The sequence below is a fragment of the Winogradskyella schleiferi genome (genome assembly GCF_013394655.1).
Classification (GTDB): Bacteria; Bacteroidota; Bacteroidia; order Flavobacteriales; family Flavobacteriaceae; genus Winogradskyella; species Winogradskyella schleiferi.
Genome location: NZ_CP053351.1, coordinates 2,127,868 through 2,143,433, shown reverse-complemented (window position 1 = coordinate 2,143,433; position 15,566 = coordinate 2,127,868). Strand labels below are relative to the sequence as shown.

The 15,566-nt window shown below is 31.0% G+C and carries 15 protein-coding genes; 12 read left to right on the top strand and 3 right to left on the bottom strand.

What is annotated here, in order from left to right; translation table 11 throughout:
* The first annotated feature begins 48 nt into the window (after nucleotides 1–48).
* Nucleotides 49–999, top strand: a complete 951-nt coding sequence (locus tag HM990_RS09250) for a phosphoribosylaminoimidazolesuccinocarboxamide synthase (RefSeq protein ID WP_178988662.1) — start codon at nucleotides 49–51, stop codon at nucleotides 997–999.
* On the opposite strand, the gene HM990_RS09245 is transcribed toward HM990_RS09250, so the two are convergent.
* The 3 genes from HM990_RS09245 to HM990_RS09235 form a co-directional block, all read right to left on the bottom strand.
* On the bottom strand, nucleotides 1,000–2,217 hold the full coding sequence (locus HM990_RS09245) for an alpha/beta hydrolase-fold protein (RefSeq protein WP_178988661.1): 1,218 nt from the start codon (nucleotides 2,215–2,217) through the stop codon (nucleotides 1,000–1,002).
* Between the two features lie 482 nt (nucleotides 2,218–2,699).
* The gene (locus tag HM990_RS09240; protein WP_178988660.1) at nucleotides 2,700–2,888 is read right to left on the bottom strand and encodes a hypothetical protein; all 189 of its coding nucleotides are present in this window, start codon (nucleotides 2,886–2,888) and stop codon (nucleotides 2,700–2,702) included.
* A gap of 944 nt (nucleotides 2,889–3,832) precedes the next feature.
* A complete protein-coding gene (locus HM990_RS09235; protein WP_178988659.1) occupies nucleotides 3,833–4,618 on the bottom strand; it encodes a hypothetical protein in 786 nt (261 codons plus the stop codon).
* 241 nt (nucleotides 4,619–4,859) lie between these two features.
* Between HM990_RS09235 and HM990_RS09230 the strand changes: the two genes are divergently transcribed.
* The 11 genes from HM990_RS09230 (at nucleotide 4,860) to HM990_RS09180 (ending at nucleotide 15,528) form a co-directional block, all read left to right on the top strand.
* On the top strand, nucleotides 4,860–5,045 hold the full coding sequence (locus tag HM990_RS09230; protein WP_178986998.1) for a hypothetical protein: 186 nt from the start codon (nucleotides 4,860–4,862) through the stop codon (nucleotides 5,043–5,045).
* 158 nt (nucleotides 5,046–5,203) lie between these two features.
* Nucleotides 5,204–6,718: a tetratricopeptide repeat-containing sensor histidine kinase gene (locus HM990_RS09225; RefSeq protein WP_178988658.1), complete on the top strand. Its 1,515-nt coding sequence runs from the start codon at nucleotides 5,204–5,206 to the stop codon at nucleotides 6,716–6,718.
* A gap of 2 nt (nucleotides 6,719–6,720) precedes the next feature.
* The gene (locus tag HM990_RS09220) at nucleotides 6,721–7,386 is read left to right on the top strand and encodes a response regulator transcription factor (protein WP_178988657.1); all 666 of its coding nucleotides are present in this window, start codon (nucleotides 6,721–6,723) and stop codon (nucleotides 7,384–7,386) included.
* A 728-nt stretch (nucleotides 7,387–8,114) separates the two neighbouring features.
* Complete coding sequence (locus HM990_RS09215) at nucleotides 8,115–9,383, top strand: DUF4407 domain-containing protein (RefSeq protein ID WP_178988656.1); 1,269 nt, start codon at nucleotides 8,115–8,117, stop codon at nucleotides 9,381–9,383.
* The gene (locus HM990_RS09210) at nucleotides 9,384–10,337 is read left to right on the top strand and encodes a DUF4407 domain-containing protein (protein ID WP_178988655.1); all 954 of its coding nucleotides are present in this window, start codon (nucleotides 9,384–9,386) and stop codon (nucleotides 10,335–10,337) included.
* Complete coding sequence (locus HM990_RS09205; protein WP_178988654.1) at nucleotides 10,324–12,171, top strand: hypothetical protein; 1,848 nt, start codon at nucleotides 10,324–10,326, stop codon at nucleotides 12,169–12,171. Before HM990_RS09210 ends, HM990_RS09205 begins: the two co-directional genes overlap by 14 nt.
* Nucleotides 12,172–12,623: 452 nt before the next feature.
* On the top strand, nucleotides 12,624–13,550 hold the full coding sequence (locus HM990_RS09200) for a hypothetical protein (protein ID WP_178988653.1): 927 nt from the start codon (nucleotides 12,624–12,626) through the stop codon (nucleotides 13,548–13,550).
* 8 nt (nucleotides 13,551–13,558) lie between these two features.
* On the top strand, nucleotides 13,559–14,068 hold the full coding sequence (locus tag HM990_RS09195; RefSeq protein ID WP_178988652.1) for a thermonuclease family protein: 510 nt from the start codon (nucleotides 13,559–13,561) through the stop codon (nucleotides 14,066–14,068).
* Entirely contained in the window at nucleotides 14,065–14,436 is a 372-nt protein-coding gene (locus tag HM990_RS09190) for a hypothetical protein (RefSeq protein WP_178988651.1), read from the top strand. The genes HM990_RS09195 and HM990_RS09190 overlap by 4 nt, the downstream gene beginning before the upstream one ends.
* A 21-nt stretch (nucleotides 14,437–14,457) precedes the next feature.
* Entirely contained in the window at nucleotides 14,458–15,162 is a 705-nt protein-coding gene (locus HM990_RS09185; protein ID WP_178988650.1) for a hypothetical protein, read from the top strand.
* Nucleotides 15,163–15,294: 132 nt separating this feature from the next.
* On the top strand, nucleotides 15,295–15,528 hold the full coding sequence (locus HM990_RS09180; RefSeq protein ID WP_178988649.1) for an HTH-like domain-containing protein: 234 nt from the start codon (nucleotides 15,295–15,297) through the stop codon (nucleotides 15,526–15,528).
* Nucleotides 15,529–15,566: the final 38 nt, after the last annotated feature.

Genomic DNA, 15,566 nt, shown 5'->3' with positions numbered 1-15,566 from the left:
AAGACTTGACGAATAAACAATTTAACTCATAAATGAATAAACGAAATCATGAGCAATACCATAACAGACACTAATTTCAATTTTCCGAATCAGAAAAGTGTTTATAAAGGAAAAGTAAGGGAAGTATATAACATCAACGATGAACAATTGGTTATGGTTGCCACAGATCGCTTAAGTGCCTTTGATGTAGTGATGCCAAAAGGAATTCCGTATAAAGGACAAATCTTAAATCAGATTGCAACTAAGATGATGAAAGCGACTGAAGATTTAGTTCCAAATTGGTTGGTGGCGACACCAGATCCAAATGTAGCTATTGGGCATTTATGCGAACCATTTAAAGTGGAAATGGTGATTCGTGGTTATATGTCTGGTCATGCCGCACGAGAATATAAAGCAGGGAAACGAACCCTTTGCGGTGTAGCGATGCCAGAAGGTATGAAAGAAAATGATAAATTCCCGAAACAAATTATTACACCAGCAACAAAAGCTGAAATGGGCGATCATGACGAAGATATTTCTCGAGAAGATATTCTGAAAAGAGGCATCGTTTCTGAAAAAGATTATAATGTTCTTGAAGATTACACTAGAAAACTATTTCAAAGAGGAACAGAGATCGCAGCAGATCGTGGACTAATTTTAGTCGATACCAAGTACGAATTCGGGAAAACCAAAGACGGACAAATTGTATTGATTGATGAGATCCATACACCAGATTCTTCACGTTATTTCTATGCGGAAGGTTACCAAGAGCGTCAAGATAGAGGAGAGGCGCAAAAACAATTGTCTAAAGAATTTGTAAGACAATGGTTAATTGCCAATGATTTCCAAGGCTTAGAGGGGCAAACCGTTCCTATTATGAGTGATGATTATATTGAATCAGTAAGCGAGCGTTATATCGAACTTTATGAGAATATTACAGGAGATACTTTTGTAAAAGCAGATGTTTCTGATATTCAGAGTCGGATTGAGGCTAATGTTTTAGAGTATTTGAAAACTTAATTAATCCGATTTTAGTTCTTCATATTTTTGTCTAGATGTCGGGTTTTCTTCAATGTCAAGGGCTTTTTTGAAATTCGCTTTGGCTTTTTCTTTATTATCAACGGCCAAATAATAGTCTCCTAAAGAATCATAAACATTGAAACTCTTAGGATAGTAGTCTATGTTCATTTCAAAAAACTGTTTGGCTAAATCGTGTTTATCCATCTCCATGAGTTGGTAGCCCATTCCATTAATCATTCTTTCGTCAGGTTTATTTTCATAGCCTAAAATCTTTGTCACCTTAGAATAATGTGTTTTCATCCTATTAACGATATCAGTGTTAGGAGCCATTACATCTGCAAATTTGACTTCAAACTGGTAAAATTCGAAAAGAAACAGCAGGCCATCGTAAGTTGTTATTAAAGTTGCAGAACCATGATTATCATTCTCATAATATTTGGATTTAAATTTAATAGCACTGGTTTTTGTATTTCTGAGAACATCTCTAGTTTCAAAAATTGAATTTATATGGTCAACCATAGGTCCCTTAGCTGCTTTTACCGTCGTAGTGTCCATACCTTCTTCTAAAGTGTTGGCAATACCCATATAAAGTGCTTTGTTGTCGTATTTATCATCCCTTAAATTAGAGTTTTTGTATCCCTTCAATAATTTTTTATTATCCCACCACATTGACGGATCTATGGAAATATAGCCTGTAAATAATTCTGGCTTATCAAAAAGTGCATCCATTACTAGTAGACCACCAAAGGAATGACCTATAAACATTCTATAGGTAGATGTAGGGTAGTTTTTTTCTATATATGGAAATAACTCGTGTTCCATAAAATTTAAAAAATTCTTGCCACCACCAGACTGTTCTGAAATCCCTTTTGGCACCATTGGAGGATTGATTTCTGCCTTGGTAGGCGTCAGATCGCGTGTGCGATTTGTATTAGGTATAGCAACTACCATCATTTTAGGTATAAGTGAATTGTTGCTTAAATGTTCTATCATACCAACAACCGAAGTAAAGTGATCACCTCCATCCAATAAATAAACTACAGGAAAGGTTTTGGAATTAGAACCATCGTTAGGTACATGAATCATTAATTTTCTATTTTCACCAAGAATACTTGATGGTACACTATCAATTTTGCCAATAACGACATTACCTTGACTAAGCATTAAATTGGGTAAACCAAAGAATATTATTAGAAGAATAGTTATATTAAATTTCATAATAAATTGGTATTAAGTGTTTAAGATAGAAATTTTGATGGAATAAATAACTTGATTCAATGATTAATTGCCATTGCTTTGGCATTTGAAATTAATAAGTGACTAGTTTTCCTTCAAAATCTCAGTATGATGCTTTGCATGATAAGCTGTCCACATAATAATCTTACGAACTAGCATTTTTCCCATTAACCGATGTGGTAAAACTGCGGTGTCTAAATCTTATCGTAAATAGAGCTTTTAAAAGTTTTGGCAATAACATCTAATGGCCGTTCTTGGTAGGTTTTTTAATCAATTCGTTTGCTATAACTGGCCTATTCGCCTTTCTCAATTTATAACGTAACAAAAATTTAGGTATACGCAAGGCACAGTTAAGCAATATTATTTACTGATTCTCACGATCTATTTTATCGTAAGCACGAATGGCCAATACAGCCCACACGATGACACAGATAGACACGAAGATGGAAAACCCAAAAATGATTTCATTTGCCTCCATTGTAAACTTGTTTTATAAATATAACAATCAATAGAAGTGTTGGTGCCCAAAGTCCAATAAATATGGCGTGCAGTTCATCTCCTATTAAAAAGAGATATTCGGCAACCACAATTATTAGGGCACAAAGCCCTAAAATAAATAAATTTAAAGGGCCTATTTTTTTAATAAGATTCATTAGTGGTTTAGTATTAGAAGCTCTAAGTTAATAAAAAAAACGGTATTTAATTATTCCTATTTAGAAAGTTGAAAAAGAATTGCGGTTAACAGCTTTTCCAAAATAATTTCTATCATGTTCAAAACTAAGAAGCTCAATCAGATGGTTTTATTAGGTTAGATGGCGCCGTAATATCCCTTTAATGTTCGAGACGGTCAATGATGGTGTGTTGGATAAGTACTGAGAAATACAAATGGAAAATAGCCATATTGGACTATATCGAATTAGCTTCAACGATTCTTTGCGAGTTGAGCTTTATACAAGTAAAATTTCACGACACTAAAGCATTGCTATGGATTTTTTTTATGGATTTGTGCTTTAAAGTGGGTTTTAGCATAACGTATAAAGTTCTGCGTAAATTAGGAATTAGCTTTACTGATTCTTCGCAAGGTGAGCTATACAATAGCAAAAGTACACAACGCTAAGGCGTTGTTTCGGACTTTTTTTATGCCTGTGCGCTTTGAAGCAAGCTTCGGCGCAACGCATAAAAAAAGTCCGACACCTTCGTGCTGGACTTTTACTGCTGTAGCGAGAACGAGAATTGAACTCGTGACCTCCGGGTTATGAATTTTAATTTGAAGCTTTTTGTGATTTTTAAATCACTGACTATCAAATATTTAAAAAATGACCATGTTCCTAATCGTGTTCCAAAACGTGTTCAGTTTTGTGTTCACTTTAAGTTAATAAATAGTGTTCAATCAAATTTATAAAAATTATTGGACTTTTTATTGTTTTTTATTGCTGATTGTTTTTAAATAAAAACAATAATTAATTAGAAATATATATTAGTATTTATTTTTTATTCATTTGAGACTTATACTAAGTCTGAAATTTTCTGAGATGAATATATATTTAATTTTAAGTCCCACTTATTTCAAATAATTGTTACATGTTTTGAAAAATAGTTATTTACAAATATGCTTATTGATCATGTATTCTGTGATTGGCTTAAGTGTTTTTCCTGTTTCAGGATGCAAACCTAGTGCTGTAAAATATTCTAATTCTTTTTCTTTATTCTTTCCATACCATATTCTTATGCTACCATCCTTTTCAAAAAAAATATGTTCACAAGAAGGGAATACTTTTTTAAAATACTTAATTCGCTCTTCTTTATAAATTTTAAGTTGGTTAATATCATATTTTTTAACATCGAAATCGACCTCTATATATTGGTCATTTTGCCAAACCATCCATCGCTGTCTGGTGGTGTATTTATAAATTAAAATACTAGAAATTAGTAAAATGGAAACTATAAGTACTGCACTATATTTTTTTATAAATACAACTAATTTAATCTTGTTGGATTGCGTTTCTATTTTATGAACTTTAGAAAAATTAAAAAAACTATCATAACTTAAATATTTACTTAATGCTTCCAATACCTCTTTTCTAAGATTAATTTCGCCTTCATGATTACTTTTTATTGTTTTAAATTTTTCAGTTAAGCTCCTTTCTCCAAAAGTAAATTGATTTATCTCATAGATCTGTTCCGATAAATGTCTTGCCCTCGTAAAAACTTTATCTGAATTCACTTCTTTCCTTGCTTTTTCAAAAGCTTCTAAAAGTAATTTTTCCTGCATGTCATGTATTTTTTTCCCTGTTAAAACTACAAATTCACAATGGAATAAACGTGGAAATTCTTTTCCAAAAATTTTCCAAGCTGTTTCCATGAGTTCCATTATAAACTTCATTCTTTTGCTTTAGAATTGAATACCACCTTAGGTGTAATAAGGTTTACAGATTTCAATTCTATCAATGGATTGGTAAAGTAAATTCAAACTCTTTTTGGGAAGAAATAGTTCTGTTTTACTCCTGCCATCCATCCTTCCCAACGAAGAGTTTCTCTTCAAAATTTTGTGTGTTGCCTTGTAATTATAATTCTGAGATTTTCTCAGAGGGCAACACTAGTGTTCAATTTTAAAACAATGTAAAATGAAAAAAATATATCTAATAGTTTTTACGGTTTTCCTTAATTCTATTTTTTTATCCTGTAATCCTGAAAGTATTGTAGATGACATATCACCTCAAGCGTGCTGTGGTGAGTATGGTGAAATTCCACCGCCTCCACCACCACCGCCACCGCCACCGCCTGCAGGAATTATAGATAATAATAATTAAGTTATTACTTTAGAGGAATGAAAGCCATTAGATCTTCGTTCCTCTATTTTTTTTATTTGACTATTTTAGTCCATACACAAATTATCTTTTCACAGAATGATAGGGATAGTTTAACGTATTATTCAGAATTAGCTTTGAGGCCTCAAAATGCAATGGATTTGAGTAAAGCTAATAAGTTCTTTCATTCTAGTTATGAAAAAGCTATGAGTCAAAAGAACTTTCCAATGGCTTTAAACGATCTATACTACATTACCAGCATTAATTATAAAAATGGTGCGTATGATGCTAGTGAGGCATCAGCAGTAAAAGCACTAGAACTATTAGATAACCATACTAATATTCCAAACACCGATAAATTACGTAAAAGTTTCAATACACTTTTAGGCATACTTTATAGCGAACAAAAGCATACAGTAAAATCTTTAGAATTATATGCTCAAGTATTAAAAACAGGGCATACGGCTAAAGACAGCGCAATTATTTATAATAATATTTCTAATGTTTACAAAGACCAAAATGATTTAAAGAGCGCTAAAATTTCTCTATTTAAAGCCTATGATATGCTTCCGAGAATTAACGACAAGCATACGATTGCTTTAATTCTAAATAACTTAGGTTATGTCGAATCCAAACTCGGTAATACATCTGGTCTAAGCCTTATGAATGAGGCATTAGAATTAAGGTCCTCGTTAAAGGATACATCAGCTCTTTACACAAGCTATTCTAGTATTGCTCAATATTATTATGATGTTGACAGTTTAGAATTATCGAAAGAAAATGCCTTAAAAGCGCTTAATATTGCAGAGGCATTAAACTCAGCAGCGTATAAAGAAGATGCTTTGGCATTGCTGACTTCCTTAAGTGACGATGCATATGCTAGTGAATACAAACGGCTGAATGACAGTTTAATTACTGTTGAAAAAGAGCGTTTAAACGCGTTTGCACTTTTAAAATATGATACTGATAAGCTAGAACGAAAAGCTGTTGAAAGTAAGTTAGAAAGCGAAAAGCAGTCTTCTAGGGCAATATTAGCGTTTTCATTGGTAGTGTTTATTGTTTTAGTATCGCTTTTCTTATATTTCTATTTAAGAGCTAAACATAAAAGAGAAAAGCTTCAGGAAGTCTATGAAACTGAATCACGAATCTCTAAGTTAATACATGATGAAGTAGCCAATGATGTGTATCAGTTTTTAACACGTTTAGAAGCAGAGTCCCTAACTAATCCTATACTTATAGACGACTTACACGACATCTATAGTAAAACGCGAGATATTTCTAAAGAGCATAGTTTATTGGATGACGATGCGCCGTATATTCAAATCATACAAGATCTTGTGTCAAGTTACAGTGATAAGAAAACAAGTGTAATAGCTAAAGGAAGTACGACTATAGACTGGGAAATGTTTCCTACACTAAAAAAGCACACCCTTTACAAGGTTATTCAAGAATTACTAATCAATATGAAAAAACATAGTAATGCTTCTGTAGCCGTAATTCAATTCAAACATGAGGGCAAAAACATAGTGATAAGTTACAGTGATAATGGAGTAGGTTGCGATTTGAAAAAAAGTACGGGATTGCAAAATGTGGAAAACCGTATTCAATCTATTCAAGGAAAAATTATTTTTGAATCAGAAAAAGAAAAAGGGTTTAAAGCAAAAATAGTTATTTAGAGATGTTCAAAAAAGTTTTAATTGTAGACGATCACGATGCTATAAGCACTAGTGTACATGAAATTTTATCAGGTTTCGATATCACGAATATTGAGATAGCACATTACGGAGACGAAGCATTCTTAAAAATAAAAAGAGCGGCTTTCGATGCCGATCCGTTCGATTTATTAATTACCGATTTATCTTTTAAAAAAGATCACCGCAATACGCAATTAGAATCTGGGGAAGAACTTATTGCTACAATCCGCAAAGAATTCCAAGATATGTCCATAATAGTGTATTCTATGAGTGATAAACTACAAAAAGTACGTCACTTACTGAATGCATACGGAATAAATGCCTATGTGTGTAAAGACCGAAAAGGTTCTATGGAGTTAGCTGAGGCTATAAAATCAGTTTCAGAAAACGAGCGTTTTCTTTCACCACAAGTGTCACAAGCATTGCATCCCAACAACGATTTAGAAATTTATGACTACGACATACATTTGCTAAGGCTTTTGTCCGAAGGCTTATCTCAAGACGAGATTAGTAATAAACTCAAAGCAAATGATATTAGTCCAAACAGCTTAAGTACTATAGAAAAAAGATTAAATAAACTTCGCATACAATTTAAAGCTAATAACGCGATCCATTTGGTGGCGACAGCAAAAGATCTAGGGCTTATTTAATTTCATTAATTGAGGAAAACCGTAATTAATACCCATATAATAGCTCTATTTTTTGCATAAGGTATTATTTGTTAATAATACATTTCTTAGGGAAGGGTGCACAGGTAAAACTGAGCACTTATTATGTTTACGGATTTCCGTAAGGATATTTCTGTATAAAAATTTAAGTTTATAAATTAATTAAGTAGAATAATTCTAACTATATCTTTATTTATCTATATTTAATTAACCAACTAACTTTATGCTTAAATCCATACTCAATATATTTAAATGTAATTTAATTAGCTCTCATGTGTGTAGTTATGATGGCAACAATAAGCAACTTTTTCATGTATCACTTTATTATGGAAATTGTATAAAACTATATATAAACGATGTATTAGTCCCTAAACAAAGTGTTTATTTAGTTTCTCGATATAAGAATACACATACTATAAAAGTAAAACTGTGTGGTTTGTTTAACAGTCAAACTGTATTTCTACAATTAAAAGTAGCCTCTCTTGAAGTCAATTTTTCTTTATTTGAAAAGATAAATACTTTATCTGTATTAGAACCAATAAAAATAGTCTATCACAAAAAATTCTATCTTTCTTCTATAATTACTCCATTGAATGTTAGGGTAGAGAAACGAATGGAAAGAACCCAGGCGGTAAATTTTTCAAAAACTTTAAAACTTGAAACAAAAATAAGAAACCAAAACTATACGCTAACCAATATTACGAACAACTATGAGCAAACAAACTTATCAAACACCTAAACCGTCTAAGATTATGAAGCTGTTTTGGAAAGCGGCTGGAGGGGATCAATACATCTTAAGTCAATCTACTTATAGTGACCAGATAAAATACTTTTGTTTGGGAGGTATTGTTGTCGCGACGGCAATAATGGCTGGATTATCTGGTGGTTACGCTTTTTATACCATATTTAAACCTAAGGCTTCAGATGTGTCCGATTTATGGGAGATGACAGGTGGTACTGATGCTCTAAATACTGTTTCAGGATTTACAGAAAGCACAGATGTAGGAACCACTATGATTGCTTTGATTTTTGGGTTAGTTTGGGGATTAATTATCTATAATATAGATCGTTTTATAGTTACAAGTACTGGAACAGGTGATGGTAGTGAAGCGATTACTTGGGGAGAGCTAAAAAGTGCGTTACCTAGAATAATTATGGGATGTATTATTGCAATTTCTATATCAAAACCTTTGGAAATAAGAATTTTGAAAGGTGAGATAGATGCTAAATTACAGGTAAAACAAGAACGATTAAAAGAAGACGCCGTTAAAACAATTGAAGATAAATATGTGTCTAGAATTGCTGAGAAAAATGCTTCAATTGCTAAATATCAACGTGAAATTGACAATGCAGAAGACGCTTTAACCCAAGCTGAAATGAATCTTAATGCAGAGATGACCCAAGTTGGAAGTAGAGGTTATGGACCACAGGCAAAACGATTAGATTTAATTATGCAAGACCGTAAACTTGACCGTGACAATAAGCGTTCAAGGATTGACCCATTAATTGCGGATTTAAATAACGAGATTAAAGGATACGTCGAGGAAAAAAATAAAGAAATTGATAATATAAGCGTAGGGTTATCTGGTCTAGATGGTTTGGCTGAGAGAATTACAATAGCAGAGGAAGAATATCCTATGGTTTCAATTTTCTTAATGCTTTTGTTTTTAGCCATAGAGCTAACTCCAATTTTCTTTAAATTAATGCTAATCAAATCACCATATGATTATATGTCTAGCAATTATAAAGCCTTGGAATTAGCTAAAAATGGAATTTATATAGAAGAAGATTATTATGAAGATAAACAGGGTGTGCAAAGAGAGTTAGTTCGTTACCTCAATGCCGAAAAAGAAATTCAAGAGAAAAAAGAATTTCACGATGCTCAAATTAGAATTACTAAATATGCTATTGAGAAATTTGAGGAATCTGAAAAGAAAAAAATAGACGAAAATCCAGAAGATTTTATTAAGTATTCCTAAATGAAATTAAAATATTTAGAACATAGTAAATTTCTTTGGTGGTTTGCTGGTGAAGACCCATTTATACTATCTGGATGCCTAAAGAAAACGAGGGTTAAATTTAGTATAATAGGGCTACTAGTTATTAGCATTTTGTTAGTAACAGGTATAAGCTTTACTTATGGCGTATATGAACTGCTAGAGTCATATTATTATGGTTTTGCTATTGGTGTCTATTTTGCTTTTATAATATTATTCCTGTACTTATTTATATTACACACACTTACCAAAAATGTTCTGCCTAAAAGGAAGGCTAACAAATCTGGAATAATTGTGTCATATGTTATTAGAGTAGGGTTTCTACTTTTTCTGGGTGTTATAGTATCTCAACCAATTGAATATAGTTTGTTTTCTAATAAGGTAGATGCTCTATTGCATGAAGATATAATAAGAGAAATAGAAAATAGGAATCAAAAATTAAATAACGAATATGTTTATAAATTAAAGGAAAGACAAAGTCTAAATTTACCACATGAGACTTTGAATGAAGAGGTTGCTAGATTTCAGGCTGAAAAGTCCGAAAGGTTAAAAAATTATGTTGATTATCAATATTCACGAAATTTTTTTATTAAAAAAATGATTTTAATGGATACTAGTTCTAGCACATGGTTCATATGGCTATTTTCAGTTTTATTTATAATAATTTTCATTTCACCAGTACTAATCAAGTCTCGGATTTCTTTAGAGTCTAATTATTATCAAAATAAAAAAAGAATACAAAACAAGTTAGTATTAGAGCATCATGATTTGTTTGTAAAGGCTTATAATAAAATATTACATACAGAGTACGAAGCGCTGAACTTATCATGGGAAACTAAGTATAAAGACCCACCTTTTAATACTATTAAAATTAATAATGTAGTCTTTCAAAATGATTCAGAATTTTCTAAATGGTTATTGAATGAAAATAATTGAAACCGTAATCGTTTATGAAGACTACAACTATGTAGAAGGAGATTTAGAGCTTAAATTTTCAGGGAGCAGATTAAATCAATTTATAAATGGTGATGAATTTTCTGTAGAAAGTATTCTTTCTACAAAGTTACATGTAAATAAAAAATATATTGCTCCAGATCTGCCAAGTGGCATAAATAAAGATCGAGTTTTTGCACTTCAATTACCTTATAACATTTCTACTTATGTTAATGATGGTGATAAAGAACTCGCATTTAATGCCAATTTTGATAAAATTATTTGCGATGATGCTTTTGTTACAGAAAATGGTGAATTAAAAATAAATCGATTCAACACAATAAAAGATGAGGGCAAGATATATTCTACAATAAATGTAAAGGTATATGGACTAAAAAAGAACAATAGAGAAGAAATAGAAAAAATTAGTTTTTACGAACTTTTCCCAAGTGTTTTAGGTGAAGGAAAGATTGAAATTGAACCCAAAAAGGAATATTATGCAATCGGTGAAAAGGTCAATATAAGAGCTATCCCAAATACTAATGCAACTTTTATTGAGTGGCAAGATGATTTTAGAAGTTTTGATTCGGAAGAGCTAGAAATCACAATAGAAAAGGATTTACATTTTACAGCACTTTTTACAAAATATCAAAATGTACCAAGTCCAAAAACAGGATCATTTTGGAGTGATGTTAAAGATGCATATAACTCTAATAAACGTTTAAGTTCATTATTTGGTGATGTAGATAGTCAATATCAGGAGGGTTCAGGTTATAAAAGTAAAAATGAACAGGAAGAAAAGGTAGGATGCATGGGCTCTTTACTTGAGGGTATTGCTCTGCTTTTTCAAGTAATTGGGTATTTGTTCTATTTAGGAATAGGACTTTGTTTGTTATTTGTAGTGATATCAGCTTTCGGTTGGGATAGCTTATGGTTTTTTGGCATTCTATTCGGGCTATGGTTGGTTCCTAAGCTTTTTGAGTTTCTAGGAAGGTTCAACATCTTAGTTTATTTGTTAAACCTACTCTTCATTGGTATAATTGGATTTACATTGTTTAATTTATTCAGTGTAATAGATTTTAATACTGTCGTAACTCAAGAAAAGCCAATTAAAATTCCTGAGACTACAGAACGTGTTAAAGAAAACAATTCAATAGATTATATACATTTTATAGAATGGATAGATTCTAAAAGGAATAACTATAGTACAAATTTAAAAGTTAATAGTGATTTTGTGAGTTATGAAAACAATATTAAGCGTTCCTTTCCTTTGCTGCAATCAGAACAAGATTATAATTTTCTTCTAAAGAGATTATATCAAGAATCTAGAGAGTCTTTATATTTTGTATACAAGTCCTTAGATTCTATAAAGTCTAGAAACAATATTTCAAAAAATGACTTTCCAGATGTTATTGTATCAATGGTACAACATATTCCTTATGTGGCTATCTTAAACGAGTCCTGTAATCCTTTTGATTATCAAGATGAGTCTTTACGAAAATTGCTTCAGCACAATCCTTGTCAAGGTTATGTAAAGTATGGATTAAAATCACCTTCAGAATTTTTAAAAGATTTAAAAGCAGATTGCGATTCAAGAACATTGTTCTTATTCACTATATTAAAACATTATGGTTATAATGTTGCTATTTTTGGTAGTGATCATTATAAACATTCATTATTAGGTATACAATTACCTATTGTAATTGAAAATACCACGTCTATCAATCATAATGGAAAAGACTATTATTTATGGGAAACAACGAGTAAAGGATTTAAAATAGGCGAAATCTCACAAGATTTACAAAATACTAATTATTGGAATTTAAATATTAAATAAATAGACTATGGAATCATCAAATTTTTTAATTATGCTACTATTTATACTGCTATTTTATCTAGTGTTATTAATAGTATTAAATAGAGCTATACTTTATAAAGGGATAAAGCTTTTTAAGCTAGAAGAAGAAGACTTAAAATTAAACTTACCGCTTCTAATAGCAGGTAATCTTTCAGTTACAATATCACTGTTAATATTAGCTAAACCCTTTGTTAATTTTATTACATATCAAACAAATAACAATGATAACCTCTTAACCGTTTTTGGTATTTGCTCAATTGTACTTGTTGTTAACGTTGTGTTGCTTTTAGTGTCTTACGTGCTAAGTAAATTAATCTGTAACGTTTTTATAAAATTAAATAATAGTTGGTTACATGCTGTTGTTTGGCTTACCATTAGTACACTATTGATTATTTTAACGAGTGAATTGTATAACCAAATAACCAGTACCAATGCGTTTACTATATATTAGTCTATTAGTGTTGTATACAACATGTTTTTTCAGTTGTAAAAACGACAATAAATTACCAGAGTATAGTTTAGAGGAACTAAAGAAAAGAGAGCACGATTCTATAAAGCAATTATTAAGTATTTCAAGAGTGTTTTATGCAAAAGAAGACTATGAAAATACAATCTTAACTTTAGAGGATTTAATTAATCGTTTTGCTACATATAACGAGGTGTTAGAAGCCCAAGAACTACTAAAAGATTCCAAAATTAAATTAATAATTATTAAAATAAGTGAAGCAGTCAATATTCAATCAGTCTTAGTTTTATTAGAGAATAATATTAATCCAGATATCGCGATTGCAGCAAGTAATAAGATAGAAGAGCTTATTAAGAATGCTGAGGAAATAAAAGATTTAGAAGACTATCTAAATCAGAATAAAGTAAAGGAACATTCAGCATTAGCTAATAATAAAATAAATGTACTTAAGGAGATAGCTAAACAAAATGCTTACGCTAATGCCGTAAAAACTGAAACATCTAGTACTTGGAAGAAGTTTTTAGAAGATTACCCTAATCATCCTAAGAAAAATGATATTGAGAAAACAATTATTATGCTCGAAGTTTCAGAAATATTTAAGGGAGAATACGGCGAAATTCCAGCATCTCAATTATTGGGAGAAAGAAATAGTAGGCAGTCAGTGGTAGATATTAAAAATGATACTAAGTATACGCTTACTTTGCGCTATAGTGGAGCAGAGGTAAAAAAAATAAGTATTGCACCATTTAGTCAAACATCTATTAAACTAAAAAGTGGAGTATACAAGATAGCAGCTTCTGTTAATGCTTCAAATGTGAGGAATTTTGCAGGGACCGAAAGTTTATTTGGGGAATATTCAAGCTCATATTACATTTCAACAAAAACCTATTAAAAAATGCTATGAAAATATATAAGCTTCTATTTATTGTATTGTTATTAGGTTTGAGTTCGTATACATTTTTGGGTAGAACTAACATTAATCAACCCTTTCATGGCAAAGTAACCGCCATAACAGACGGTGACACCTTCAAACTTCTAAAAAAAGATTCAACGCTTATTAGAGTACGCTTAGCAAATATAGATTGCCCGGAACGTAAACAACCATTTTCAAAGCGCGCAAAACAATTTACATCTGATGCTATTTTTGGTAAAAATGTAGAAATCTTAGTCTTAAATAAAGATCGGTACGGACGGTTTATAGCCAATGTAATTTATGATGACAATAAAAACCTAAGTAAAGAACTATTAAAAGCGGGTATGGCCTGGCACTTCGTAAAATACTCTAATGATTCTACCTTACAAGTTTTAGAAGATAATGCTAGAAAAAAGAAGACTGGACTTTGGGCAGACCCTAATGCCATACCACCTTGGAACTGGCGCAGCCATAAAAAGAAAAAAGCTAAAGAATGAAACAGTTTAGAATTATATTGTTTTTACTGACTATAGCATGGTCTTCTAATGTTATGTCGCAAACGGTATATTCCACCAAAACTGGCGAAAAATATCATACAGAGAACTGTAGATATCTTAAGTATTCAAAAAAAGCAATTGATCTAAATAAAGCTAAAGCCTTAGGCTACGCGGCTTGTAAAGTATGTAAACCAACTATGGAAAACATAAAAATAAGTGAGTCAGAACCCAGTTCCATAGCGCCAGAGGATAACCGCAAGATACCAACAAAGAAAACTACATCGTCACAATGTACTGGTAAAACTAAAGCTGGTAAGCGATGTAAGCGCCAAACTAAGAATACGAGTGGTAGATGTTATCAACATTAATATAATTAAAACTTAAAAGAGATGAATTTAAAAAAATCAATTTTTCCAATACTTGTTTTAATGCTGTTTACTTCAGTTTATGCTCAAAACGACAATAACTACTTTGTTAAAGATGTAGAGAATGAATCTAACCAGATTCTAAAACTAGACGATTACTTGGTAAGAATTCAAGGATATTCATCTCATACATTTGTAGATATAAATGAAAATAAATATTTATTTACTCAATCTTATTCAGGCGGTGCACATTGTTGCACAATTGTAAGTGCGTATATATATGACCGAACTAATAATTATTTCATTTTTGCAGATTCTTTTTTGCGTGATGGAGATTCAGTGACTATCGAAAATTATCCATTTGAAGTGTTTAGTCGCGTTAATTACTTTTATACATGTTATACCTGTTTTAAGTTTTTGGACTGTGATGAGTTCTATCAAGATTATTACATAATAAAGAACAATTCCTTTAAACTAATTAGCAGTGGCGCTTTACAAGAAATGATAACATGTTTTAAAGAGCAAATGCCTAATCTAGAAATTCCTAATTTAGATGAAAACGGAATGGATAATGGGGAAAGAAGCCTAATTCTCAATCAACTCAATAAAATTTTTAAAATTCAACAAGATATTAAGGTCATAACAGACTTGTATAAAAATTATGTGCCTGAATTTGAAAATAAATACAAAATATGGGCTGAAATGATTGAAATCATAATGAAGAATTAATTTCTCTCATATAAAATCCCATTATTACGGATTCCCATAATAATTCATTCGAATTTTACTGTAATTTTCTCTTTTTATATTCTGACTTTTTTTGACTTAATTATTTATTAACTTTTTAAATATTAAATAAACATGACAATAAACCAACTAGGCTCAGCATTAAGCAAAATGTGCCAAGAAGCACCAAAAGGTGATAAAACAGCAATGATTCATTTGTTTGGAATTATGTATGCTGAGGAAATCAAAAAAAGCAAGTTCAATAAAAAAGAAATTGCTAAAGCAGCTAAGATATCAGAGACCTATTTTGCCGAAATTAATAAAGGGGTTAAACTAGCAAAATATGTAACAATCAAAAAGAACATTTAACTAGTAGAAAAAAAAGTAGCTTAAATAAAATTAAAAAA

Coding starts and splice junctions, on each gene's coding strand:
- HM990_RS09250 (WP_178988662.1), top strand. CDS start 49: ATGAGCAATACCATAACAGACACTAATTTCAATTTTCCGAATCAGAAA.
- HM990_RS09245 (WP_178988661.1), bottom strand. CDS start 2,217: ATGAAATTTAATATAACTATTCTTCTAATAATATTCTTTGGTTTACCC.
- HM990_RS09240 (WP_178988660.1), bottom strand. CDS start 2,888: ATGAATCTTATTAAAAAAATAGGCCCTTTAAATTTATTTATTTTAGGG.
- HM990_RS09235 (WP_178988659.1), bottom strand. CDS start 4,618: ATGAAGTTTATAATGGAACTCATGGAAACAGCTTGGAAAATTTTTGGA.
- HM990_RS09230 (WP_178986998.1), top strand. CDS start 4,860: ATGAAAAAAATATATCTAATAGTTTTTACGGTTTTCCTTAATTCTATT.
- HM990_RS09220 (WP_178988657.1), top strand. CDS start 6,721: ATGTTCAAAAAAGTTTTAATTGTAGACGATCACGATGCTATAAGCACT.
- HM990_RS09215 (WP_178988656.1), top strand. CDS start 8,115: ATGAGCAAACAAACTTATCAAACACCTAAACCGTCTAAGATTATGAAG.
- HM990_RS09210 (WP_178988655.1), top strand. CDS start 9,384: ATGAAATTAAAATATTTAGAACATAGTAAATTTCTTTGGTGGTTTGCT.
- HM990_RS09205 (WP_178988654.1), top strand. CDS start 10,324: ATGAAAATAATTGAAACCGTAATCGTTTATGAAGACTACAACTATGTA.
- HM990_RS09200 (WP_178988653.1), top strand. CDS start 12,624: ATGCGTTTACTATATATTAGTCTATTAGTGTTGTATACAACATGTTTT.
- HM990_RS09195 (WP_178988652.1), top strand. CDS start 13,559: ATGAAAATATATAAGCTTCTATTTATTGTATTGTTATTAGGTTTGAGT.
- HM990_RS09190 (WP_178988651.1), top strand. CDS start 14,065: ATGAAACAGTTTAGAATTATATTGTTTTTACTGACTATAGCATGGTCT.
- HM990_RS09185 (WP_178988650.1), top strand. CDS start 14,458: ATGAATTTAAAAAAATCAATTTTTCCAATACTTGTTTTAATGCTGTTT.
- HM990_RS09180 (WP_178988649.1), top strand. CDS start 15,295: ATGACAATAAACCAACTAGGCTCAGCATTAAGCAAAATGTGCCAAGAA.